Genomic DNA, 22037 nt, shown 5'->3' with positions numbered 1-22037 from the left:
CGACTACGCGCTGGAAGGAACGCGTTGGCACTTACGCGTTGGCACTTACGCGTTGGCACTTACGCGTTGGCACTTACGCGTTGGCAGCTACGCGTTGGCAGCTACGCGTTGGCAGCTACGCGTTGGCAGCTACGCGTTGGCAGGAACGCATAGGGACGCGGGCAACCACGCGCGCACCGACGCCGGGCCACTACGCGGGCGACGGCGCTGCGCTGGTCGCCACGACGCCGGGCCACTACGCGGGCGACGGCGCTGCGCTGGTCGCCACGACGCCGGGCCACCACGCGGGCGACGGCGCTGCGCTGGTCGCCACGTCTTCCGGCCGCCGTTTCGCCACGGCGACTGGGTTACCGGCCCGCCGCGTTCAAATGCACCGACGCGCGAACGATTGATGACACAGATCGCCCGTGGTTGTGGCATGCTGGCACATGCCCAAACGCTCCTTCCATCGCTCGCGTTCGGCGGCGCGAGCCCTGTCCCTTGCCGTGCACACGGCCGCCGACGAGCTGGTGGCACGTCGCTCGCCCGGTCTGCGCCACCAGCTGCTACGCGCCGCGGTGTCGGTACCGGCGAACATTGCCGAGGCAGAACAACAGACCAGCGACGCACAGGCGCTCAACTTCCTGCGCGTGGCGCTCGGCTCTGCCGACGAGGTAGGGGCGCATCTTGAAACGGCGGCAGATGCGGGGGCACTGTCAGCCCGCAGATACACCGCGTGTCAGGGTACGCGACAAGTCGTGAAGACCATGCTGCAGCGCTTGATTCAGCGACTTGAACAAGAGAGGCACCCCCGGCCCTAGTCCGCTGATGCCCCTCCGCCTGTCCCGCGACCTGCGTCGCGTGGTTGCCCGCGTGGTTGCCCGCGTGGTGGCCCGCGTGGTTGCCCGCGTAGTGGCCCGGCGTCGTGGCGACCAGCGCAGCGCCGTCGCCCGCGTGGTGGCCCGGCGTCGGTGCGACCAGCGCAGCGCCGTCGCCCGCGTAGTGGCCCGGCGTCGGTGCGACCAGCGCAGCGCCGTCGCCCGCGTAGTGGCCCGGCGTCGGTGCGCGCGTGGTTGCCCGCGTCCCTATGCGTTCCTGCCAACGCGTAGCTGCCAACGCGTAAGTGCCAACGCGTTTCTTCCAGCGCGTAGTCGATCGCGCGTTGTTCCCCCGCGTCGTTCCCCCGCGTCGTTCCCCCGCGCGCGCGTCACGGCAGGCGCCGCACCGTTCCCGTTGCGCGTGCGAGAGACACGCGGGCACCATGGTAGAGCGCCAGCGCATCGTTGCGGAGTGTACGGGCCTGATTGAGCGAAAGCAGCGCACTGATGACATCGCCGTTGCCGGCCACGCCCGCGCGGAACCGTTCCTGCGCCTGCGCCACTTCCTGCTCGGCAAGACCGAGGCGCTCCCGCGCAGCCTCCACCTGCTCGGCCGCGGCCGTGAGCTCGAGCAGCGCAGAACGCACTTCCAGCTCGCCCTGCGCCCGCACCTCCTTGAGGCGCACCTCGGTCTCCCGCGCTACCGCGAGCTGTTCCTCGAGTCGCGATTCGCGGCGGTACCCGTCGAAGAGTCCCACCGAGAGCTGCACGCCCCACAGGTACGTGGGTAACAGGCGTTCGGCGTTGCGACCGATTACCCCCTGCTCGACCAGCGCCGACAGCTGCGGGGTCCGCTCCCAGCGAATGGCTTTGGCCGCCTGCTGCTGGGCAAACTCCTGGGCACGCAGCGCCTGCACGTCGGGGCGCGCATTCAGGGCGGCGGAGAGGGCCTCCCGCTCGCCGGGGCGCGTGGCGTCCATCGGCAGGGCGCCCAGTGAATCCGCCAGCTCAATCGCGGCATCGAGCGGCATGCCGGTGAGGCGTTTCAGCTCCAGGAGGGTACGATCGCGATCGGTGCGGGCCGCAATGATCTGCGCGCGGACCGCTGCCAGCTGCGACTCTGCCCGCGTGACGTCGAGGGCAATGCCCACGCCCGCCTGGAGCTGATCCCGGGCCATGCGTGCCAGCTCTGCGGCGAGCGTACTGTCGGCGCGACGCGCGCCCAGTTGCGCCTCCGCCCGGGCAGCCCGCACGTACGCCGTCGCCGCCGATGCCGCGGCGCCCTCGGCCTGCGCTTCGACCTCCAGTGAGGCCGCGGTCGCCGTCGCCTGCGCCGCACGCCACCCCTGATACCGACCGAGATCGAGCAACGGGGTCTGCACGCGATACCGCAGGTCGAGCGTGGGAATGGGCCCGAGCAACTCCCCATCGGGGCGCAGCAATGGGCGGCCGGTAACGGGATTGCTGAAGGAAAAGCCGAAGGTTGCGGAGTTGAGAGTGCGCTCCGCTTGCTGCACCCCCGCCGACAGGTCGGGCAGCAGGGCGCTGCGGCGCTGGGTCACCCGGGCCTCGGCCTGCGCCGCTCGGGCGCGCGCCACGTCGACCGCGCCGAACTGCCGCGCCGCCAGGCGCGCCGCGTCGCCAAGGGAAAGCCGCTGGGCCAGGAGCGGCTGCCCCAGGGGGACGACCAGCACAGCGAGGGCCAGCACGAGCGACGAGCCGTTCGCGCGAGCGGCAGCGCCCGAGGCGCAGGGACGTGTCATGAGGGGCGCGGTCTCAGCGACACGGCGACTCCTTGATGGCGAAGCCGAGGTGGGCGTGTGGATCGGGGCACCGGCAGAAACACCACGGGCCCGACCGTGCGGTCGGACCCGTGATGAGCGTTCCAGGCTTGAGAATCAGGTGCGCACCGGCGCTTCCACGGCGATCGCCGCCTTCTTCTCGGCGCCATGCCCCTCGAACTGCTTGTTCGTCCAGAGCACGACGCCATAGAGAATCGCGCCGAGGAAGATCATCCCGCCGATGAGACCGGCAAATGCCGCGCCCATGTCGGGGTTCGTGTCGTGCTTGTGTCCTGCCATAGGTCATCCCAGGGGAGTGGGTGGGAGAACGGTGCGGGAGGCGAGGAGCCTCCCGCACTGCCGTCTGTGGTTCCTGCCGTCTGCCGTCTGCGAGTCGCTGGCGGGCGACGGAGCGTCAGCCCGCGTCGGCCACCCGCACCGACACCATGTGATCATTCTGCGCGATGGACGGCAGGATCTCCAGCCCCTGCGTCACCTGACCGAATACCGTATGCACGCCATTGAGGTGACGCGTGTTCGGCTCGCTCAGCACGATGAAGAACTGGCTGCCGCCGGTGTCCTTGCCGGCATGGGCCATGGAGAGGGCACCCGCCTTGTGCTTGTGCGGATTGCCCGCCGTTTCGCACTTGATGCGCCAGCCGGGGCCGCCCGTACCGACCGGACCCTTGCCGTCCTTCGTGTGCGGGCAGCCGCCCTGCACCACAAAATCGGCAATGACGCGATGGAACTTGATGCCATCGTAGAAGCCGCTGTTGGCGAGCTTCTCGAAGTTTTCCACGGTGATCGGCGCCTCGCCGGGAAACAGTTCGGCGACGATGGTGCCCTTGTTCGTTTCGAATGTGGCCAGCTTGGTCACAGGAGTCTCGGGATAGGGGTAGACAACGACTCCGGAAATCTAAACGGCTGCCCCCACTGTCCACCCCGGTGGTCTGCCCGATTCACTCGGCGCCCCCGGCGCTCGGACAGACCTCCTGCACGACGCAGCGCTCGCACGCCGGCTTGCGGGCAAAGCAGGTGCGGCGGCCATGGAAGATCAGCAGATGGCTGAGCAGCGCCCAGTCGGCCTGTGGAAAGAGGGGCATGAGCGCCCGCTCGATCCCGATCGGATCTGGCTCTCGCGTAAGTCCCAGCCGCCGTGACAGCCGCTGCACGTGGGTGTCCACCACGATGCCCTCGTTGATGTCGAAGGCGTTGCCGAGGATCACGTTGGCCGTCTTCCGCCCCACCCCGGGAAGTGGCACGAGCTCGGCGATGGTGCGGGGCACCTCCCCGCCGTGGCGTTCCACCAGCCGATTCGCCATGCCCACAAGGCTCTTGGCCTTGGCCCGGAAGAACCCGGTCGTACGCACGATCTCCTCCACGTCCTCGAGCTTCGCAGTGCTCAGCGCTTCGGCGGTGGGGTACGCCTTGAACAGCGCCGGTGTCACCATGTTCACCCGCACGTCGGTGCACTGCGCGGACAGAATCGTGGCGCACAACAGCTCGAATGCATTCGTGTGATCGAGCTCGCAGTGGGCATCGGGATACTCGGCCTTGAGGCGCTCGAGCACCACGGCGGCAACCCGCTGCTTGTCGGCCTTGGTCTTCGGGCTCTTCGCCACCGGCGCCGCGCGCTGGCTGGGCTTGAGGCCGAACGTCTTGCTCGTCTTCCGCGCCTTCGGTGCCGCGGCCGGCTTGGCGGGAGCGGAGGCCTGCTTCGCTGCCTTGGCCGGCTGCTTCACGCTCAGCGGCTGACGGGGGCTGTTCGATCCACGGGCCATCATTGGGTCAGCAAAGGGGGGAACACTGCGCGGAGGAGACGCGGAGGCGCAGAGAACGACGAAGGCATGGTCTTGCTCCGGGTCTCCGCGGCTCCGCGCCTCCCCCGAGCAGGTTCACACACCGGATCCCGCCGCCACACGCCGCGCGCGCGCAAACGCCAGCACTTCCTCCGCGCTGCGCGTGTTCAGCACATGCCGCGGCTCCAGCCATCCCTTGCGGGCAATGGCCGTGCCCAGCGCGAGATTGTCGAAGCCCTGCGGGGAATGCGCGTCGGGGCCGATGCTCACCATCGTGCCGTTCTCGGCGGCCATGCGACAGGCCTTCCAGTCGATGTCGAGACGGTGCGGGTCGGCATTGAGTTCAATCGCCACGCCCACGCGCCCCGCCTTCTCGATGATCGCCGCGAGGTCGATGGCGTACGGCTCCCGCGTCAGCAGCAGCCGACCGGTGGGATGCCCCAGGATGGTGAGGTGTGGATCGTCGAGGGCCTTGAGCACGCGGTTCGTCATCTGCTCCGCGTTCATGCCATACCGCGTGTGCACGCTGCCAATCACGAAATCGAAGCGATCGAGGAACGCGGCGTCGTAATCCACCCGGCCGCACGGCAGGATGTCGGCTTCGATCCCCTTGAGCACCCGGAAGTCGACCCCCTCCTCCGCGAACCTCGCGTTGAGCGCATCGATTTCCGCGTGCTGCTCGACGATGCGATCACGCGAGAGGCCGCCGGCGTAGGTGTTCGACTGCGAGTGGTCGCTCACCCCCAGATAGCGCAGGCCGCGCGCCATCGCCGCCCGGGCCATCTGCTCCACCGTGGCACCGCCGTCACTGTACTGCGAGTGGCAGTGCAGTGCCCCGCGCAGATCCTCTTCGCGCACCCCGACCGGCAGGGTCCCGCGCGCCGCGGCGTCCACCTCGCCGTGCCCTTCGCGTTGCTCGGGGGGCACCCACGCCAGCCCCAGCTGCTCGTACAACGCCATCTCGCTGGCGATGGGGATTGGCGTTCCGCTGGCGTCGCGCAGCTCGTCATTGGCCATCGTGAACCCCAACCGGGCCGCGTGCATCGTGACCTGCTGCACGTGGAGGGCACTGCCGGTGGCTCTCCACAGGGCCATGGCCAACTGTTCCGGGCGCACGCAGGCGAGATCCACCCGAACGCCATCGGCGAGCCGCAGTGACAGTGACCGACCGCCCCCGCCGAGCACCTCGCGAACGTCACCACGCTGCGCCAATGAGGCCGCTACGACACTGGGGGACCCGCGCACTGCCGCCACGAGATCCACATCCCGCACGATCTCGGCACGACGCCGAATCGAACCCGCGATTTCCAGTGTCAGCACGTCGGGGTGGGCGCGCATCGCCTCGGCAATGCGCTCGGCCTCGGCGCGCCCATGCTGCCACAGCACGTACGCCCCCGTGGCGCGCAGGTCGGCAATGCCCTTGAGCACCTTGTCGGCCGTCTTGGCACCAAACTTCGGGAGCGCGGCCAGCCGGCCATCCCGGGCGGCCAGCTCCAGCTCGAGGAGCGTGTCCACGTGCAGGTGCTCGTGAATGGAGCGGATGCGCGCCGGCCCCAGCCCCGGGACGCGCAGCATCTCCATCAGCCCTTCCGGCGTTTCCTCCTGCAGGCGCTCCAGCATGGCGGAGCCGTTGCTTTCCGCCAGATCGCGCAGCACGTCGAGAGCCTCGCCATTGAGGGCGACGATCTCATCGGCCATGCCGGCCACCACCTCGCGCACGTCACGTTCACCGTGACCGGCGACTGTGCGCGCCGCGCCCTGCATTCCCCGCACGACGTCGCGGTCCCCATCGTGCAGCTCGAGCAGCACGGCGATCTGGGCAAGGGCCTGCGCGGCGTCACGGCAGTTCATGCGAGCAATCTAGCCACCGTCTGGCGGGCCCGGTGAGCCCCCGGGTCAGGCCCGCCGCCAACCTTCCATGTCCGTGGCAGCGCCGCTGCTCGGCGTTGGCACGGCGCACGGGCGGCGTCCGCTCCTCCTCGCGCAGCCGGTGCGCCTGGTCGAGCACTCCAGCCGGCGTACCCCCGGAACGCGTGCCGCCATCACGGAGGGCGCCCATGGTCCAGTCGCGTTCCGCCAAGGCGAGGGGGCCGCGAATTCGATGCCGTCGTGCGCCGCGTGGAGGCTGACACGGAGGTCGCGCTCGTCCACCGTCACGGCGCAGCGGTGAGATCGTGACGGGACCGCGCGGGACCAGGCGCTAGCGGGTGGCCGTCAGGAAGCGCTCGATGGCCGGGAACAACGCGTCGGGACGCTCAACGTACGGCACATGCCCACACGCCTCGAGCACGACACACTCGCCACCGAGCGCCTCCGCGGCCGCCGTCGCGGAGGCGAGCGGAATGGGATCCTGCCGCCCGTGAATCACGAGCGTGGGTACACGCACGGCACGAAGCGATTGGCGCAGATCGAAGTCGCCGAGCGACTGCCACACCGATTGCTGCACCTTGCCCGTTACCCGGAACGGGGTGAGGGCGGTGGCTCGTGCCGGGTCGGCGAAGTACCCCGCCACGCTCAGCTCGAAGCTGCGCTGGCGGAAGGCGGCCGGGTCCGATTCCCGCAGGCCGGAAGCCGCCAGCGTGTCGCGCATGGCCCGGATGGTGTCGCTGCGTCCCCGCACGGCAAGGGTGGTCTCGAACTCGTCGCGCCACGCCCGCGAAATCGGCGCCGGCGACACCAGCACCAGGCGCGCGACCGGGGGCATGGTCGCCTGTGCGGTCGCCTGCACCGCGTAGAGCATGGCGAGCAGGGCGCCCCACGAATACCCCACCACCGTGGCGCCCCCGCTGCCAGGCGGCGCCACTCCGAGTTCAGCGAGCACCTGTGCCAGATCGTCCACCTGGGTCTGCCAGGTAATCGGGGCGGGATCGTCCGTTTTCGACTGCCCTCCGCCGCGCTGGTCGTAGGTCACCACCCGGTGGCGCTCGGCGAGGGCCAGCATCTGCGGGTAGAGGTAGTCGTGATGCGCCCCGGGTCCGCCGTGCAGGAGCAGCAGCGGGTCACCGTGACCGTCAACGCGATAGAAGAGGGGGACGGCGGTCGTGCGCGTGAAACCGGTAGACATGGTCCAAAGCTAGCGGTCGATGCGGCACCGTTCACCCGGTGCGGCTTGTGGCCTATCTTTGTGGCATGCCCCCTCTTGGCTATCGCCGTACCGTGGTCGCCGCGGGCGAATCCGTCGTGCAGCACGCAGGCCCCGACGGGCGTGCGGCGCGTGGCACCCTCCGTTCGCTCGCGCTGCTCGTCGATCGCCTGGCTACGCTTGGCTCGTCCCCCGACGGTGCACAGGGGGGGAGCGCAGCAACCGCGGTGCGGGATGCGATGCGTCAAGTGACCGCCCGGGTGCGTGAAGCACCCGTGCAGTGCCGGATCCAGGAGCAGCAGTTCGTGCTCGACGGCGAGCCGGTGGATCGGGGGCTCACGCGTGACGATCCCCTGCTGAGCACCTTGCTCGTCCGCTGCCTGTCGCTGGGCGTGGGTGGCATCACCGTACGGCAGGGTGCGGCGCCGGCCGAACTGCTGACGCTGGCGACGCTGCTGGCGCGGCGGCGCGCGGCGGACGATACGCCGGTCACGAACGATACGCCCACCTCGATGAGTGCCGTGGCCGAACAGCAACCGCGCGAACTGCTGCGGTCCTGGAGCGTCCTCGTCACGCCGGCGGATCAACCGGGCGGGCATCGCCTCGCCACTCCCCTGGATGGCGCCGGGGGCCTGGCGGCAGGGACGTCATCGATGCCGTCGGACGCTGACACTGGTATCTCGGCCGCGGCATTGCGGGGGGCCGGTCCCACGCTGGTGCGGCTGGCGGCCGCCACCGATGATACGGCGGGCAGTCGCGTGGTGGACGCGCTGGTGCCGCTCATCGATCAGGCAGAGTTCCGTGGAGACGCCCGGCTGTTGGAGCAGGTCGCCGTCGCGGCGGCGCGTCAGGCGCACGTCGTTGCTGGAGGGGGCGGTCGGTTGGCGCTCGAACGGGTGATGCGCCGGCTGCAGCACCGCAGCAGCCTCGAGCTGCTGGCGGGGCGACTTCCGTACGTGGAAGACCGCACGATGCTGCTGGAACTGCTGGCCCGGGCCGGCGAGACCGCCGTGGACATCCTGGTCAAACAGCTGCTGCAGGCCGAGGATGGCGCCGCGCGGCGCGTCTATTTCGACAGCATCGTCCAACTCGACATCGCCGGCCCCATGCTGTTCGATCTCGTTCGCGATTCCCGCTGGTTCGTGGTGCGCAATGCGGTGGCACTGCTGGGCGAGATGGGCGTCGAGCAGGCCGATCTTGCCATGCTGCCGTTGCTGCAACATGCCGATGACCGCATCCGGGTGGCGGCGGCGCGTTCGCTGGTGCGGCTGGGCACGGTCAAGGCGCTGCAGGGGCTGCACGCGGCCATTGACGATGCGAGCGCCGAGGTGCGACGCATCGCGGCGGTGAGCTACGGACTGACGCCAGGCACCAGCGGCATGGTGCGCCCCCCGGCAGTGCGTCTCGCCATGGCCCTCGAGAAGGAAACCGATGAGGATGTGGCGCTCGAGATGGTGGCATCGCTGGGCAAGCTGGGTGGCGCCGACGCCGTACAACGGCTGTTCCGGCTGGCGATGCCGCAACAGTCGGCGGGTGACACGGGTGAGGCGTCGCGTGAAGCGTGGCTGCGCATCGCCGCGCTCGAAGCGCTGGTGAAGGCACGCGGCAGCGCCATCATGCCCCACGTGGAAACCCTCACGAACGACGCCGACCCGGAAGTGGCGCAGGCAGCCCTCCGACTGCGCGGCTGACGCCCGGGATAGCGGCGTCCGCCGCGTCAGGGGCGGTCAGCGCGCCGTGAAGTCGGTGGACGCCGTTACCCGACGACACGTTTCCGCAATGAGTTCGGCGGCGCGATCGAGATCGTCGAGCGACACCATCTCGTTGGGGGAGTGCATGTACCGGTTGGGGATGCTCACCAGCGCCGTGGCCACACCCGTGCGGGCGAGCTGCATGGCGTCCGCGTCCGTGCTCGTGAAGCGTCCGGCGGCGTGGATGCTGTACGGGATCGACAGCGCCTGCGCCGTGTCGGCCAGCAGCCGATACACGACCGGGCTGGTCACACTGCCGCGCGTGAGCACGGGGCCGCCCCCGACGCTATGCTCGCCCAGCTCTTCTTTCTTCATGCCGGGATGGTCGGTGGCGAAGGTCACGTCCACCGCGATGGCCATGCTGGCCTCCACGCCCTGCGCCGCTACACGCGCCCCACCGCCGCTGTAGCCGATCTCCTCCTGCGCCGTCGCGGCCGCCACGACGCGCGCCGCCCCGGGGCGTGCCGCGTAGCGACGCAGCGCCTCCAGCACCACGAACGCGCCAATGCGGTTGTCGATACTGCGGCTCACGAGGCGGTTGTTGGGCAGGTCGAGGGTGCGCGAGTCGATGACCCCTGCGTCACCCACCTCCAGCAGTTCGAGCGCTTCCGCCTTGGTCGTGACGCCGATATCCACCCACAGATCGGTGATCTTGGAGGCCTTCTCGCGCTCGTCCGGCTTCATGAGGTGAATGGGCTTCTTCCCGATCACGCCAACGACATCGCCATGGCGCCCGAGAAAGCGGATACGCTGCGCCACGAGGACCTGCGGGTCCCACCCGCCGATGGGCTCGACGTAGACGTACCCCTTGTCGTCAATGTGGGTGACGATGATGCCGATCTCGTCGATATGGCCCGCCAGCAGAATGGTGGGGCCGGTGCCATCCCCCTCGGCGGTGGCCAGCGAGTTGCCGACGACGTCGGCGCGGATGTCGGCCGCAAAGGTGGCCGCTTCGGCGCGCCACACACGCGCCGGTGCGCCTTCGAACCCCGACGGCCCAGGGGTGTCGAGCAGGCGCTTGAGAAAGGCGAGGGAGGAGTCGGAAAGCATGGGAGGAATATAGGTGCTATTGTGGAGGCATGACCCTCCTGCTTCTTGCCATCGGCCTGGGCGCCGGCATTCTGTCGGGCGTCTTCGGCATCGGCGGCGGCATCGTGATCGTGCCGGCGCTGGTGTATCTCGCGAAAATGCCCCCGCAGCAGGCGGCCGGCACGTCGCTGGCCGCGCTGGTGCTGCCGCTCGGGGCGGCGGTCGGTGCGCTGACCTACTACCGGGCCGGCCATCTGCAGCCGCGCGACGCGCTGCTCATTGCGGTGGGCATGGCGGTGGGCGCATTCGGCGGGAGTTGGATTGCCACGCACATGGATGGGGATGTGCTGCGGAAAGGATTTGCGGTGCTGATGGTGCTGATGGCGGCAAAAATGTGGGTGGGCTGAGGGCTCGCACCCACCCACAACCCAGAACGCGCGACCCTCCACCCTGAACGCGCGTGTTGTCACTCGCCGCCCCGATCCGCAAGATCGCGTGGGTAGCTGATGGCGCGCCCGTTCAGGGTTACGGGTCGAGGGTTGAGAGTTGTGCGTGCGTGTTACTGCAGCCGCACCGCATGCCAGGGCTCGATCTCGCTGAACAGCGTGGGCGCGATGATGCTGGCCATGGCCTCGATGCCTTCCACCACCCGCGGCCCGGGCCGTGAGATGAGGCCGTTGGCGTCGAGCGCCCAGACCTGCCGCCCCTCGAGCCATTGCCACTGCGGCAGGGCAAGACACCGCCTCCCCTCCGCGGTCGCCTGCTCGAGCGTGTAGCCGCAGGGGGCAAACAACACGATCTCCGGGTCGGCCTTGCGCAGGGCGTCCATGGCTACCGGGACGCTATGCGCTGCCGCCACGCCCAGCACATCGATGCCGCCGGCACGGGCGATCTGCTCGGGTCCCCAGTGCCCGGCGACGTAGAGCGGGTCGGTCCACTCCACCAGGGCAACCCGAGGGCGCGGTGCCTGCGCCGCCTTGAGCGTGCGGTGCACATGCTCCACGCGATCCCGCAGCCCCGCGAGCAGTTCGTCGGCCTCGTCGTCGGTGCCGATGGCCCGGGCTACGGCCCGGATATCCGCATAGATGCCGTCCAGTGAGGTGCCGCCCAGCGTCACTACCGCCGGCGGCGGCGCAAGGCGGGCGGCGAGCGCCCGGACGTCCGCCTCGCGTACGGCGCACACCTCGCACAGCGCCTGGGTGAGAATCGCCGTCGGGTGGAGTGCCGTGATGGTCTTTGCGTCGAGGGTGAAGAGCGCCACGCCGTCGGCGTGGGCATCACGCACCGCCGCATCGATGGCCGACGGATCGTGGGCGTGGGGGAGGGCGCTGCGGGTGACGCGGGCGCGCGAGCGCACCACGTCGGGGTAGTCGCACTCGTGCGTAATGCCGACCAGATGGTCGGTGGCGCCAAGGAGCGCGACGATCTCGGTGGCGGCGGGGAGCAGGGAAACGATGCGCATGACGGGGGAGGCAGGGAGACACACGGGGGAGCGTGGCGCTCTGTCCAATGCTGCGCTCGTGCGCGCGACCTGGCGAGTTATGGCGAAAAAAAAAGGGGGCGGAGCGACATGAGTCGCTCCGCCCCCTCCACCTCAGCTGCTGCGATCAGGCCTTGCGGCGACGACGGGCGGCCGCGCCCATCGCCATTGCGCCGCCGATCACCAGCGCCAGCGACGCCGGCTCCGGCACCGCATTGCCCGTTGGCGGCTGCACCACGGGGCCCGTGCCCACGTCGATGAGGCTGCTGTTGATGCCCTGCGTGAAGTCGAAGAAGTTGTCGGCGGGATCGACGTCCTGCAGCTGGAAGACCAGGCTCAGATTGGTGTTCAGCGCGCTCCAGATCGTACCCAATGCCGTCAGATCGGTCGTGGTGAACCAGCCCGTATAGAGTTGGTCGTCCAGGAAGCCAAGCGTGGCGGAGCCAATCGTCCCGCCGGTGGAATTGGTTTGGCTGGTCGACACGCTCGACCAGTTGCCGATGGTGGCACCGTTCACCAGCAGGGTGTTGTCGTTTTCGTCGAAGTTGCCCGCGCCCGTGTCGCCGTCATACAGGGTGAAGCGGAACGACGCGCTGGAGAGGCCGCCACCCAGCAGCAGCAGGTTGCCGGCGGTGAAGCCGGTCTGGGTGCCGATGGTCAGCGGATTGCCACTCGCCGTACCGGGGACCGGATTCTCCGGATTGTTCGAGAAGCCACGGTACAGCGACGAGGCCGACAGCTGCGACACGAGCCGCGTGCCGTTCGTGCCGATGAGGTCGGCCACGACACCGCCGATCACGCTCACGCCGGACGGCAGGGCCCCGTTGGGTGAGGCAAGCTGGGCGCTTGCGGTGCTCGGGAGGGCCACGGCGACGGCGGCGGCTGCCGAGAGGAACAGATTGCGCATGGCAACTTGGGGAAAGGGGGGAAAGTAGGAACACTCGCGTTCACTTCAAGACATGTGCCGCGCGTCCCCGCGCAGCTAACTCGTTGTGTTTTCGTCCCTGCTTGCTACTCCATGTCCCATGAAGTGTGGCGAGCACGCATCGGAATGTGGCGTCTTCGCCTGCTCAGTGTGGGGTCTTATAGACGAGTCTGCCAGCCAGCCAGGTGCTCAGCACGCGTGTCCGCAATACCAGGTCCGCTGGGATGCGCATGATGTCCTGATCGAGCACCACGAAGTCGGCGTACTTGCCCGGCGTGATCGAGCCCATGAGCTGCTCCTGGAAGCCCGCATACGCCGGCCAGAGCGTCATGCTGCGCAGCGCGTCTTCGCGCGACAGGCGCTGCTCGGGGTACCAGCCACCGGCAGGCCAGTCACGCGCATCCTGGCGGGCAATGCTGGCGTGGAAGCTGATGAGCGGGTTCACCTCCTCGACCGGGAAGTCCGACCCGTTGGGGATCACCACGCCGGTCTGCAGCAGCGACTGCCAGGCATAGGCACCATACAGGCGCGTGGGGCCCAGACGCTTGCCAATCCAGTACATGTCGCTGGTCTGGTGGCTGGCCTGCATGCTGGGAATCACCCCCAGCTGGGCGAAGCGCGGAATGTCGTCCTGGTGCAGGATCTGCGCGTGCTCCACGCGAAAACGGTGGTCGGCGGTGGGGCGGGCATCGAGCGCCTTTTCGTAGGCGTCGAGCACGACCCGATTGCCGCGATCCCCAATGGCGTGGGTGTTGACCTGAAAGCCGGCGGCGAGGCCCCGGCGGGCCACGTCCTCGATGTGCGCCGGGGCACTCAACAGGAGCCCGCTGTTGTTCGGGTCGTCGCTGTACGGCTCCAGCAGTGCGGCACCGCGCGAGCCCATGGCCCCGTCGGCGTAGAGCTTGACCGCGCGCACCCACAGCTGGCCATCGTAGAGCGCGGAGCGTGGGCCCACCTGGAAGTAATGATCGAGCGCAGTCGCGTCGTCAGCGATCATCACGTACACACGCAGATTGAGTTCCCCCTGCTGCGCCATGTCCGCGAAGAGTTCGATCTGCTCGCGGCTCGCGCCCGCATCGTGCATGCCCACGAGCCCCAGCGAGTGCATCCGCGCCACGGCGTCCCTGAGCGCGGCGCGCATCTCCTGGCGCGAGAGCGGCGGCACCTGCCGTTCCACCAGGCTGCTCGCGCGGTCGATCAGCACGCCGGTGGGATTGCCCTTCGTGTCGCGAACGATCCTGCCGCCGCTTGGATCCTTGGTGGCGGCGGTGAGCCCGGCCCGCTGCATCGCGGCGGCGTTCACGTAGGCGGCGTGACCGTCCACCCGTTCCAGCAGGACCGGATGATCGGGGGTGGCCGCACTCAGCGCCTCGTGGGTGGGGAAGGCGGTGTGGCCCCACGCATTTTGGTCCCAGCCACGGCCAACGATCCAAGTGCCTTTGGGGGTCCGCCGGGCGCGCTCCACCACGCGGGCGATCACCTCGTCCAGGCTCCTGGTGCCCACGAGGTCCACACTGCGGAGCTTCTGGGCGAGCCCGGAGAAGTGGGCGTGGCCGTCCACCATACCCGGAATCACGGTGCGCCCGTCGGCGTCCACGACCGTCGTGGCCGGCCCGGCGAGCGCCTTGGCTTCGCGCGCGGATCCGGTGAAGACCACCCGGCCACCCCGCACGGCAAAGGCGTCCACCAGCGGACGGGCCGGGTCGGCGGTATAGATGCGGCCGTTGGTGACGATGAGGTCGGCCGGGGGCTGGGGCATGCCAGCCGACGGCTGCGCCGCGGCGGCATGTGGCGCGCTGGTCAGGAGCAGCGCGACCAGTACGCTGCACGAAACAGTGAAAGTGGGCATCGCGAAATCTGCGCCTGCCGCTGTCTTTCCGCAGCGGCGGTTCCACGGCGCGCGTCGGACGGACGCGCGGCGCCACGTCCCGATACCGGAGGAATCGGCGGCGGACACGCGCCCGCTTGCCCGTGCTGTAACGCTCCCGCTTGCCGACGCCGACGCGCCCCGATCAGGCACCGGCGGGCGGAGGTGCGGCGATGGCGATGCACAGGGTGTGGCACCTCCGCTACACGGCGCACGATCGATGCGGCCGCGCCAGAGGGGGTGATCGTGGCACGGAACATGAGTCTCCCCCCTTCGTGCACGCCGCATCCACCCCTTCCTCCCGACCCATGTCTCGCACCTTCTCTCGCTCGCTTCGACTCGCGTTCGTTGCCGCCACCGTGACAGCGGGTTCGGCGCACGCTCAGGCGCCGTCGCCGACGGCCACGAGTGGCTATCTGGATTTCGTCGGCAGCTACGCCGGTGCTCCCATCGCCAACAACATCATCACCGGGCCGTACCGGGCGAAATTCCAGCCCACCGGCGGCGCCATGGGGGCCAACGAATTCGCTGTCTACTGCTTCGACTGGCTCGGCCGTGCCGGCGACAGTGACATTCAGATCCTGACCTTCTCCGACGCCGTCTCGTCCATGGCGCCGGTGCCGACGGCACTGCGTCTCAAGTTTGCCGACGATCCGGAGGGTACGGCAGGTGGTTTGACGACCGCCAAGCTCAATTCGGCCGCATGGCTCACCACCCAGATGACCATGGCCAATCAGGCGCAGTGGAACGAGATGCACGTGGCGCTCTGGCGCCTGTTCTGGGATGCCGGTGTGGGATCGCCCACCCTCCCCGATCTCACGTTCCAGTCGGGTACCGGTGATCCGAACGCGCAGTACTGGTTCGACATGGCCGTGCAGAATGCCACCTACGACGCCAGCAACTTCCGCATTCTCGCGCCGGTTGACGGGCAGGGGGTCTTCCGCACCGATCGGCAGGTCTTCCTGGCGCAAGTGCCGGAGCCTGGTTCGTTCGCGCTGACGGGTGTGGGGCTGGTGGCGCTTGCCTGGGCATCCCGTCGCCGTCGCCACATCGCCTGACGCGCGTGCGCGGCACCCGGAACGCCGCCACGCAAAAAAACGCCACCCGAATCGGGTGGCGTTTTTTTGTCTGCGGTTGCCGTTCAGAGCGGCAACGCGCCCATCCCCGCCTTACTTGCTCGGCGGCAGGATGACGGCGTCGATCACGTGAATCACGCCGTTCTTGGCGGCGATATCGGTCTTCACGATGTGCGCGTTGTTGATCATCGGCGTGCCGCCCATGACGGAGATCTTGGCCTCGGAGCCTTCGACCGTCTTGGCACCCTTGCCGGCGAGCTTGAGCGCATCGGCCGCCATGACCTTGCCAGCCACGACGTGGTACAGCAGGACGCTCTTGAGCTTCGCCTTGTCCTTGCCCAGCGCTTCGAGCGTCGCCGCGGGGACCTTGGCGAACGCTTCGTCGGTCGGGGCGAACACGGTGAACGGGCCCGGGCCCTTCAGCGTTTCGATCAGGCCGGCATCGCCAAGCAGCTTGGCGAGCGTCTTGAACGAGCCCGCCGCCACGGCGGTCTCGACGATATCCTTATCCTGCGCCTGGGCAACGGTGGGGGCAGCAAAGGCCAGCACGGCGGCCGTAGCGATCAGGGAAAGCGTGCGCATCGGTGACAACTCCATGTCGTCGGGTTCCAGTACATGTAGGACCGACCGGTCCTAACAGCAGGTGAATACCCCGTTCCCGTACCCTGTTCCTCTGCTCCAGTTTCTGTGACAGTCCGAGCACCTGAGTCCGAAACCTGTGGGTAAGGCCGGGCGAGCCCCCTCGCGGCCTGGCCAGGTCACCCGGCTCGTTCGCGCGACGGTGTGGCTCTCCAGCACCGTCTCGGTGATCGGTTGGCTCCTCCTGGCCGCCGTGAACGATGCCAGCCCGTTCGGCATGCTGCTGGGCTTCGCCCCCCGGTGGTGGGTGGTGTTCCCGTGGCTCCTGCTGCTTCCCCTGGGGGCCCTCGCGGGCGCCCCCACGGCGCTGGTCGCCGTTGGCGGCACGCTGGCCGCCGTCTTCGGCATCGCCCGGTTCGAACTCCCGCGTGGCGCCGCCGGCGCCCCGCCCCGTGCACTTCGCGTCGTCACCTACAATACCGACTTCAGTCTGCCGCTGGCCGCGCAGTTGCGCGCCGATCTGCGTCGCTGGGACGCCGACATCGTGCTGCTGCAGGACTGCAAGGTCGTACTCGCCCAGACGCTGCGCCTGGCGGTCCGCGAAGCGGGCTCGCTGGGGTCTTACTGCTTTGCCTCCCGCTGGCCCATCGTCGACGTGGTGCCCCTTACACCCCCCGCGTCGCGAGGAACCACGGCTGCGCCTCCTGCCATCCGGCTGCGTATCCGCACGCCCAAGGGTGACCTGCTGGTCTACGCAGTGCACCTGCCCAGTCCGCGCCATGCGCTCGGGGCCGCGAGATGGCCGCAGCCAGGCGAACTGGTTCCCCGGCTGCGCGCCTCGCTGGACGAACGCGGACGCGCGTCCGCCTTCGTCTCCTCGATGGTTGCGCGGCGCGACCGGCCCTTCATCGTGGCCGGTGATTTCAACCTGCCCTTCGGCAGTGCCATTCTCCGCCGAGACTGGGGTGACCTCACCAACGCCTTCGCCGCCGCAGGGGTCGGTTTCGGCCACACCATGCAGGCGGGGATCTTCCCGGTGCGCATTGACCACGTGCTGGTACCGCCCACACTGCGCCCCGTCAGCGCCACCGTGCTGTCCGGGTACCCCAGCGAGCATCAGCCTGTGGTGGTCGACCTCGCCTGGCCGGACTGATTCCCGCCAGCGGTCGGGCGCCGTGCTCAGCGCAGCGCGCTGAGCACCACCGTTTCCACGATGCCCAGGCCGAAATACGCCACGAGCACGCTGATGTCGATCATGCCGATGGTGGGAATCACATTGCGCAGTGGGGCCAGGAACCACTCCGTGAGCACGAAGCTCCAGCGCCACCACGTGGAGTACGGGCCGCCGCCCACCCAACTGGCGATCACGCGGGCGAAGAGGGCAATGCGCAGCACGCTGAACGTCCACTTCACCAGCAGCAGGAGCATGCCGCCACCGCTCTGGCTGGCGTACGCCATGAGGATGAACTGGTCGCGCAGGAACTGGAGGCCGGAGAGCAGGAGCAGGCCTCCCAGAATGACCGCCGCCAGCGCCCACCACGGGGCCGCGTATGGTGTGCCCCCGGCCCGCAGCAGGCGACGCTCCATGGGCGCGATGAGTACCGGGTCGATCCGTTCCCGGACGAATCGCGCCACCGGGGAAAACGGGGAAATGCGCCGCGTCCGCACGCCCCACGAGGTAATCGCCCCGACGCCTGCCACCAAGCCGGCGGCAAAGACCAGGGGACGGAGCAACGCCAGCACGGTGTTGAGGAGACCCGCAACGGATTCGAGCATGGCGAATTATACCCGGGGGCGGCACCTGCGGTGCCGCGGAAAGGCGTGAAGTTGGACGGCGTTACGCGTTGCCTCCAAGCTGCATGGCGCCAGCACTCGGCGGTGGCCCGCTACCGCGGTGCTGTCAGGAGGCCACTCTTTACGCCCCTCCACCTTTTCGCCGTTACCGTTCCCCCCGTCTCACGCTCTGCCAACGCTCGTATACGTGAACCCCTGCGCTCTCACCGCCTCCGGCCGATACACGTTGCGCAGGTCGACGAAGATCCGCTGCGCCATCGCGCTCCCCAGCCGTTCAAGGTCGAGCCCGCGGAACTCGTTCCACTCGGTCAGCAGCGCCACGGCGTGGGCCCCGGTTGCTGTCGCATACGGGTCGGTGCACCACTCCACCCCCGGCAACAGCGGCTCGCCCTCGGGCATCGCTGCCGGGTCGAACGCCTTGACGTGCGCGCCGGCGTCCTGGAGTGCCGGAATGATCGACAGGCTCGGCGCGTCACGCATGTCGTCGGTATTGGGCTTGAACGCGACCCCTAGCACCGCAATCGTCTTGCCCCGCACCGTGCCTCCGCACGCGCTCATGATGCGGCCGGCCATGGCCCCCTTGCGACGGTCGTTGATCTGCACCACGGTCTCCACCAGGCGGACCGGTGAACCCACATCCTGTGCCGTACGTGCGAGCGCCAAGGTGTCCTTGGGGAAACAGCTGCCCCCATAGCCCGGCCCGGCGTGCAGAAACTTCTTGCCGATGCGACCGTCGAGGCCCATGCCGCGGGCCACGTCTTGCACATCGGCGCCGAGCTTCTCGCACAGGTCGGCAATTTCGTTGATGAAGGTGATCTTGGTGGCGAGAAACGCATTCGCCGCGTACTTGGTGAGCTCCGCCGTCTCGAGACTCGTCATCACGATGGGCGTTTCCATGAGGAAGAGCGGACGGTAGAGTTCGCGCAGCACGTCACGGGCGCGATCGGTTTCGCAGCCGATCACGACCCGGTCGGGGCGCATGAAATCGCCAATGGCCGACCCTTCGCGCAGAAACTCGGGGTTCGACGCCACATCGAACGCCGCGTCGGGATTCGTTTCGCGCACGAGCGCCGCCACACGGCGTCCCGTGCCCACCGGTACCGTGCTCTTGGTGACGATGACCGTATAGCCGCGCAGCGCGCGCGCCACGTCCATGGCGGCGGCCTCCACGTAGCGCAGGTCGGCGTGTCCATCGCCACGCCGGCTGGGGGTGCCCACGGCCAGGAACACCGCATCGGCATCGGCCACCGCACCGGGGAGGTCGGTGGTGAAGCGCAGGCGCCCACTGCGCATGCCCCGCTCCACCAGATCCTCGAGGCCTGGCTCGTACATGGGGATCTCGCCACGGCGCAGCTGCTCGATCTTCTCCGCGTTCCTGTCCACGCAGGTGACCGTCGAACCGAACTCGGCGAAGCAGGCACCGGACACAAGGCCGACGTAGCCGGTGCCGATCATGGCAATGCGCATGGCAATGACCCCAGGAAGCGAAGTGGATGACCCGGAGCAAATCTATGCGGCCTGACCGGCGGACTGGCGGGTCGCGTTGTCGCGACGAAGTAACGTCCCGGTGCCGTAAGACCCGATCACCAGCAGCCAGTCGACGAGACGCACGGGAGGATTGCCGAAGGCGACCGGCAGCAGCAGCAGCGTCAGGGCCAGTGTGGTGGGCCAGAGCAGCGAGCTGTCGAAGCCGATCACGGGGCGTCCCGGTCGGGTCCCCGTGACCAGCCACCCCAAAGGCAGGAAGAGCACGACGATCCAACCTCCGTGCACGAGGCGCGCGCCGCCGTGCCCCGGACCGATCATGGATTGCCACAGGGCCCACCCCACCAGCGGGGTCACTGACCATTGGCTCGAGGTGGCGCGACCATTCCGCAGCGTCGTGATCGCCATCGTTCGTGACGAACTCGTCGCCGCGATGCGCACCGGCTCGTCGGGACTCCATACGCCGGTTTCGTGGACCAGCACGAGGGGGGTGAATCCGGCTGCCTCGGCGTTGGTCCGCTGCCGCAGTTCCACGCGTGAGCCATGTTGCGCCAGCATCAGCACGGGCGTGCTGTCGCCGGCCGCGTGCACGAACACGATCGATCGCCGCGTCATGGTGGGCTCGAGTCGGCGAAGCTGCAGCTCGAGACGGAACGTGTCGCCGAGGGCCATGGCCTCCCGCACCAGCGGACCGTAGCCCGGATGCGGGATGGGTTGGCCGTTGAACGAGACCGCGCGGATCTCGCCGCCGAAATAGCCGAACGCCGGCGAGTAGCTGAACCGGCTGGGGCGCGTGATCGTCTCGCCGGCGGCGTTCCGGGGAACGGCGGGCTGCAGCAACAGGCTCGTGCCAACGAGCACGAGCACCACCATGCCGCCCCAGGCATTGGCGAGACGGCGGGCCGATGCGCCAGCCGACCCGCGAACGGCGCGCGCCGCGGGCATCGTGGCCCACCCGACGAGGGTACCGATGGTGTTCGTCGCCACGTCGGCGATGGCTGGTGAGCGCGACCCGAGCCAACCGCTCCATTGCACCAGCTCGACGGCCAGCGAGACGGTCAGACCAACGACCCCTGCGGCGCGGACCCCCCGCCGTCCCACGTACATGGCGGCGCCCAGCGGCAGGAACAGGACAACGTTCGCGACGGCGTCAGCGAGCCACGCGGGGCCGCACACCAGACACCACGCAGGTGGCACGCGCGTCGCGGGCACACCACCGGCCGGTACCAGCGTGGCCATGGCGATCACACCAACGGCGCCAAGCAGCAGCGCCGCCGATGCCTGGCGTGAACGCATGGCGAAACGGCCGACGCCGGCTACCGCAGGACGGCCTTGGCGATGGTCTGCAGCTGCATGTTGCTCGTGCCTTCGTAAATGGTGCCGATCTTGGCGTCGCGGTAGAACTTTTCCGCCGGGTACTCGCGCGTGTAGCCGTAGCCACCGAACAGCTCCACGCAGAGGCTCGTCACGCGCTCACACATCTGGGAGGCGTACAGCTTGGCCATGGCGCCCTCGCGCGCGATGTCGCGGCCCGCGTCCTTGAGGCGTGCCGCGTTGTAGACCATGAGGCGCGCGGCTTCGAGTTCGGTGGCGGCCTGCGCGACCTGGAACTGGATCCCCTGGAACTCCGCCAGCGCCTTGCCGAACTGTTTGCGTTCCTTCAAATGCGCGATGGCCGCCTGCAGGGCGCCCTGGGCCACCCCCAGCATCTGCGCTCCGATGCCGATGCGCCCCTCGTTGAGCGTTTCGATGGCGATCTTGTACCCCGCACCGACCTCGCCAAGCACGTTCGCGTCGGATACGAAGACGTTCTCGAAGTGCAGGCTCGTGGTGCTGGAGGCGCGAATGCCGAGCTTGTCTTCCTTCTTGCCCACCGAAAAGCCGGGCGTGCCCTTCTCCACGATGAACGCCGTGATGCCCTTGTAGCCCATATCGGGGCGGGTGTTGGCAAACACGACGAACACGCTGGCTTCCCCACCATTGGTGATCCACGCCTTGCTGCCATCGAGCGTCCATCCGCCGTCGGCCCGCGTGGCGCGGGTCGCGAGGCCAAACGCGTCCGAGCCCGAGCCGGGTTCGGAGAGGGCGTAGGCGCCGATCGTGTCGGCCGTCATGCGCGGCAGGATGCGCGCGCGCTGCTCCGCATTGCCGTACCGGTGCAGCGGATAGTTGACGAGCGTGTTCTGGACATCCACCTGAATCGCCGCCGAAGCGTCCACCTTGCTCAGCTCTTCCACGGCGAGGGTGACCATCATGAGCGACCCGCCAGCGCCGCCGTACTGCTCGGGCAGTGCGATGCCCATGAGTCCGAGCTCGAAGAACTTGGCGGTCAGTGCGGGATCGACCTTGCCTGCCTCTTCCATGGCCCGTACGCGCGGCGCGACGTCAGAGTGCGCCAGCTCGGCCACGGCGGCACGGAAGAGCTCCTCCTCTTCGGACAGGATGGTCAGCGGGAGATGGGCGGATTCGGCGGCGGTGGGACTCATGGGGGGTGACGGAATGGGCGGGGAGGACGCACGAGACGGTGCACCCTAATGATCTAAGGTGGTGATGAGGCGGGAGAAAGGTGACCGCTCTTCGGCGACGGGCATG

Annotated in this window: 20 protein-coding genes; 5 read left to right on the top strand and 15 right to left on the bottom strand. The window is 68.8% G+C overall.

The features are described from left to right. Positions 1-428: 428 nt before the first annotated feature. On the top strand, positions 429-800 hold the full coding sequence (locus LW840_RS04980) for a four helix bundle protein (RefSeq protein WP_291268396.1): 372 nt from the start codon (positions 429-431) through the stop codon (positions 798-800). A gap of 386 nt (positions 801-1186) precedes the next feature. Here the strand turns inward: LW840_RS04980 and LW840_RS04975 are convergent, their stop codons facing one another. The 6 genes from LW840_RS04975 to LW840_RS04950 all read right to left on the bottom strand — a co-directional run bounded on the left by LW840_RS04975 (position 1187) and on the right by LW840_RS04950 (position 7441). Beyond that, a complete protein-coding gene (locus tag LW840_RS04975) occupies positions 1187-2560 on the bottom strand; it encodes a TolC family protein (protein ID WP_291276526.1) in 1374 nt (457 codons plus the stop codon). A gap of 135 nt (positions 2561-2695) precedes the next feature. After that, entirely contained in the window at positions 2696-2878 is a 183-nt protein-coding gene (locus LW840_RS04970; RefSeq protein ID WP_291262258.1) for a hypothetical protein, read from the bottom strand. Between the two features lie 115 nt (positions 2879-2993). Beyond that, the gene (locus LW840_RS04965; RefSeq protein ID WP_291262257.1) at positions 2994-3455 is read right to left on the bottom strand and encodes a peptidylprolyl isomerase; all 462 of its coding nucleotides are present in this window, start codon (positions 3453-3455) and stop codon (positions 2994-2996) included. An 82-nt stretch (positions 3456-3537) separates the two neighbouring features. After that, positions 3538-4362, bottom strand: coding sequence for an endonuclease III (gene nth, locus LW840_RS04960; protein WP_291268854.1), 825 nt, complete (start codon positions 4360-4362; stop codon positions 3538-3540). A gap of 111 nt (positions 4363-4473) precedes the next feature. Continuing rightward, positions 4474-6228, bottom strand: a complete 1755-nt coding sequence (locus LW840_RS04955) for a PHP domain-containing protein (RefSeq protein ID WP_291268399.1) — start codon at positions 6226-6228, stop codon at positions 4474-4476. Between the two features lie 349 nt (positions 6229-6577). Continuing rightward, positions 6578-7441, bottom strand: a complete 864-nt coding sequence (locus LW840_RS04950; RefSeq protein WP_291262254.1) for an alpha/beta hydrolase — start codon at positions 7439-7441, stop codon at positions 6578-6580. A gap of 65 nt (positions 7442-7506) precedes the next feature. Here LW840_RS04950 and LW840_RS04945 point away from each other — a divergent pair, with 65 nt between their 5' ends. Continuing rightward, positions 7507-9150 carry a HEAT repeat domain-containing protein gene (locus LW840_RS04945; protein WP_291268400.1) on the top strand — a complete coding sequence of 548 codons (1644 nt, stop codon included), beginning with the start codon at positions 7507-7509 and terminating at the stop codon, positions 9148-9150. 36 nt (positions 9151-9186) lie between these two features. On the opposite strand, the gene LW840_RS04940 is transcribed toward LW840_RS04945, so the two are convergent. Next, a complete protein-coding gene (locus LW840_RS04940; protein ID WP_291276525.1) occupies positions 9187-10260 on the bottom strand; it encodes a M42 family metallopeptidase in 1074 nt (357 codons plus the stop codon). 29 nt (positions 10261-10289) lie between these two features. Between LW840_RS04940 and LW840_RS04935 the strand changes: the two genes are divergently transcribed. Further along, positions 10290-10646, top strand: a complete 357-nt coding sequence (locus LW840_RS04935; protein ID WP_291262251.1) for a sulfite exporter TauE/SafE family protein — start codon at positions 10290-10292, stop codon at positions 10644-10646. 152 nt (positions 10647-10798) lie between these two features. Here the strand turns inward: LW840_RS04935 and LW840_RS04930 are convergent, their stop codons facing one another. From LW840_RS04930 to LW840_RS04920, 3 genes are all read right to left on the bottom strand, one after another. Continuing rightward, the gene (locus LW840_RS04930; RefSeq protein WP_291276524.1) at positions 10799-11701 is read right to left on the bottom strand and encodes an ABC transporter substrate-binding protein; all 903 of its coding nucleotides are present in this window, start codon (positions 11699-11701) and stop codon (positions 10799-10801) included. A gap of 145 nt (positions 11702-11846) precedes the next feature. Then, positions 11847-12626 (bottom strand): PEP-CTERM sorting domain-containing protein, encoded by a 780-nt coding sequence (locus tag LW840_RS04925; RefSeq protein ID WP_291276523.1) that lies wholly within the window; start codon positions 12624-12626, stop codon positions 11847-11849. 163 nt (positions 12627-12789) lie between these two features. Continuing rightward, positions 12790-14493 (bottom strand): amidohydrolase, encoded by a 1704-nt coding sequence (locus LW840_RS04920; RefSeq protein ID WP_291276522.1) that lies wholly within the window; start codon positions 14491-14493, stop codon positions 12790-12792. A gap of 326 nt (positions 14494-14819) precedes the next feature. Here LW840_RS04920 and LW840_RS04915 point away from each other — a divergent pair, with 326 nt between their 5' ends. After that, positions 14820-15569 carry a PEP-CTERM sorting domain-containing protein gene (locus LW840_RS04915; protein ID WP_291268002.1) on the top strand — a complete coding sequence of 250 codons (750 nt, stop codon included), beginning with the start codon at positions 14820-14822 and terminating at the stop codon, positions 15567-15569. Between the two features lie 111 nt (positions 15570-15680). Here LW840_RS04915 and LW840_RS04910 read toward each other — a convergent pair whose 3' ends face one another. Further along, positions 15681-16169: a fasciclin domain-containing protein gene (locus LW840_RS04910; protein WP_291268003.1), complete on the bottom strand. Its 489-nt coding sequence runs from the start codon at positions 16167-16169 to the stop codon at positions 15681-15683. A 223-nt stretch (positions 16170-16392) separates the two neighbouring features. Here LW840_RS04910 and LW840_RS04905 point away from each other — a divergent pair, with 223 nt between their 5' ends. Beyond that, positions 16393-17319: an endonuclease/exonuclease/phosphatase family protein gene (locus LW840_RS04905; protein WP_291276521.1), complete on the top strand. Its 927-nt coding sequence runs from the start codon at positions 16393-16395 to the stop codon at positions 17317-17319. A 26-nt stretch (positions 17320-17345) separates the two neighbouring features. Here LW840_RS04905 and LW840_RS04900 read toward each other — a convergent pair whose 3' ends face one another. The 4 genes from LW840_RS04900 to LW840_RS04885 form a co-directional block, all read right to left on the bottom strand. Further along, a complete protein-coding gene (locus tag LW840_RS04900; protein WP_291268005.1) occupies positions 17346-17942 on the bottom strand; it encodes a YggT family protein in 597 nt (198 codons plus the stop codon). A gap of 180 nt (positions 17943-18122) precedes the next feature. Further along, positions 18123-19427, bottom strand: a complete 1305-nt coding sequence (locus LW840_RS04895) for a UDP-glucose/GDP-mannose dehydrogenase family protein (protein ID WP_291261417.1) — start codon at positions 19425-19427, stop codon at positions 18123-18125. A 42-nt stretch (positions 19428-19469) separates the two neighbouring features. Beyond that, positions 19470-20741 carry a VanZ family protein gene (locus tag LW840_RS04890; protein ID WP_291276520.1) on the bottom strand — a complete coding sequence of 424 codons (1272 nt, stop codon included), beginning with the start codon at positions 20739-20741 and terminating at the stop codon, positions 19470-19472. Between the two features lie 20 nt (positions 20742-20761). Continuing rightward, positions 20762-21931, bottom strand: coding sequence for an acyl-CoA dehydrogenase family protein (locus LW840_RS04885; RefSeq protein WP_291268007.1), 1170 nt, complete (start codon positions 21929-21931; stop codon positions 20762-20764). Positions 21932-22037 lie beyond the last annotated feature (106 nt).

It is taken from the genome of Gemmatimonas sp. (assembly GCF_021298855.1).
Lineage (GTDB): Bacteria > Gemmatimonadota > Gemmatimonadetes > Gemmatimonadales > Gemmatimonadaceae > Gemmatimonas.
The sequence above is the reverse complement of the archived record's forward strand: the minus strand, read 5'-3'. Positions and strand labels throughout refer to the sequence as shown.

Excerpts from the sequence above, each read along its gene's own strand:
- LW840_RS04980 (WP_291268396.1), top strand. The coding sequence starts at position 429 with ATGCCCAAACGCTCCTTCCATCGCTCGCGTTCGGCGGCGCGAGCCCTG.
- LW840_RS04975 (WP_291276526.1), bottom strand. The coding sequence starts at position 2,560 with ATGACACGTCCCTGCGCCTCGGGCGCTGCCGCTCGCGCGAACGGCTCG.
- LW840_RS04970 (WP_291262258.1), bottom strand. The coding sequence starts at position 2,878 with ATGGCAGGACACAAGCACGACACGAACCCCGACATGGGCGCGGCATTT.
- nth (WP_291268854.1), bottom strand. The coding sequence starts at position 4,362 with ATGATGGCCCGTGGATCGAACAGCCCCCGTCAGCCGCTGAGCGTGAAG.
- LW840_RS04955 (WP_291268399.1), bottom strand. The coding sequence starts at position 6,228 with ATGAACTGCCGTGACGCCGCGCAGGCCCTTGCCCAGATCGCCGTGCTG.
- LW840_RS04950 (WP_291262254.1), bottom strand. The coding sequence starts at position 7,441 with ATGTCTACCGGTTTCACGCGCACGACCGCCGTCCCCCTCTTCTATCGC.
- LW840_RS04945 (WP_291268400.1), top strand. The coding sequence starts at position 7,507 with ATGCCCCCTCTTGGCTATCGCCGTACCGTGGTCGCCGCGGGCGAATCC.
- LW840_RS04940 (WP_291276525.1), bottom strand. The coding sequence starts at position 10,260 with ATGCTTTCCGACTCCTCCCTCGCCTTTCTCAAGCGCCTGCTCGACACC.
- LW840_RS04935 (WP_291262251.1), top strand. The coding sequence starts at position 10,290 with ATGACCCTCCTGCTTCTTGCCATCGGCCTGGGCGCCGGCATTCTGTCG.
- LW840_RS04930 (WP_291276524.1), bottom strand. The coding sequence starts at position 11,701 with ATGCGCATCGTTTCCCTGCTCCCCGCCGCCACCGAGATCGTCGCGCTC.
- LW840_RS04925 (WP_291276523.1), bottom strand. The coding sequence starts at position 12,626 with ATGCGCAATCTGTTCCTCTCGGCAGCCGCCGCCGTCGCCGTGGCCCTC.
- LW840_RS04920 (WP_291276522.1), bottom strand. The coding sequence starts at position 14,493 with ATGCCCACTTTCACTGTTTCGTGCAGCGTACTGGTCGCGCTGCTCCTG.
- LW840_RS04915 (WP_291268002.1), top strand. The coding sequence starts at position 14,820 with ATGTCTCGCACCTTCTCTCGCTCGCTTCGACTCGCGTTCGTTGCCGCC.
- LW840_RS04910 (WP_291268003.1), bottom strand. The coding sequence starts at position 16,169 with ATGCGCACGCTTTCCCTGATCGCTACGGCCGCCGTGCTGGCCTTTGCT.
- LW840_RS04900 (WP_291268005.1), bottom strand. The coding sequence starts at position 17,942 with ATGCTCGAATCCGTTGCGGGTCTCCTCAACACCGTGCTGGCGTTGCTC.
- LW840_RS04895 (WP_291261417.1), bottom strand. The coding sequence starts at position 19,427 with ATGCGCATTGCCATGATCGGCACCGGCTACGTCGGCCTTGTGTCCGGT.
- LW840_RS04890 (WP_291276520.1), bottom strand. The coding sequence starts at position 20,741 with ATGCGTTCACGCCAGGCATCGGCGGCGCTGCTGCTTGGCGCCGTTGGT.
- LW840_RS04885 (WP_291268007.1), bottom strand. The coding sequence starts at position 21,931 with ATGAGTCCCACCGCCGCCGAATCCGCCCATCTCCCGCTGACCATCCTG.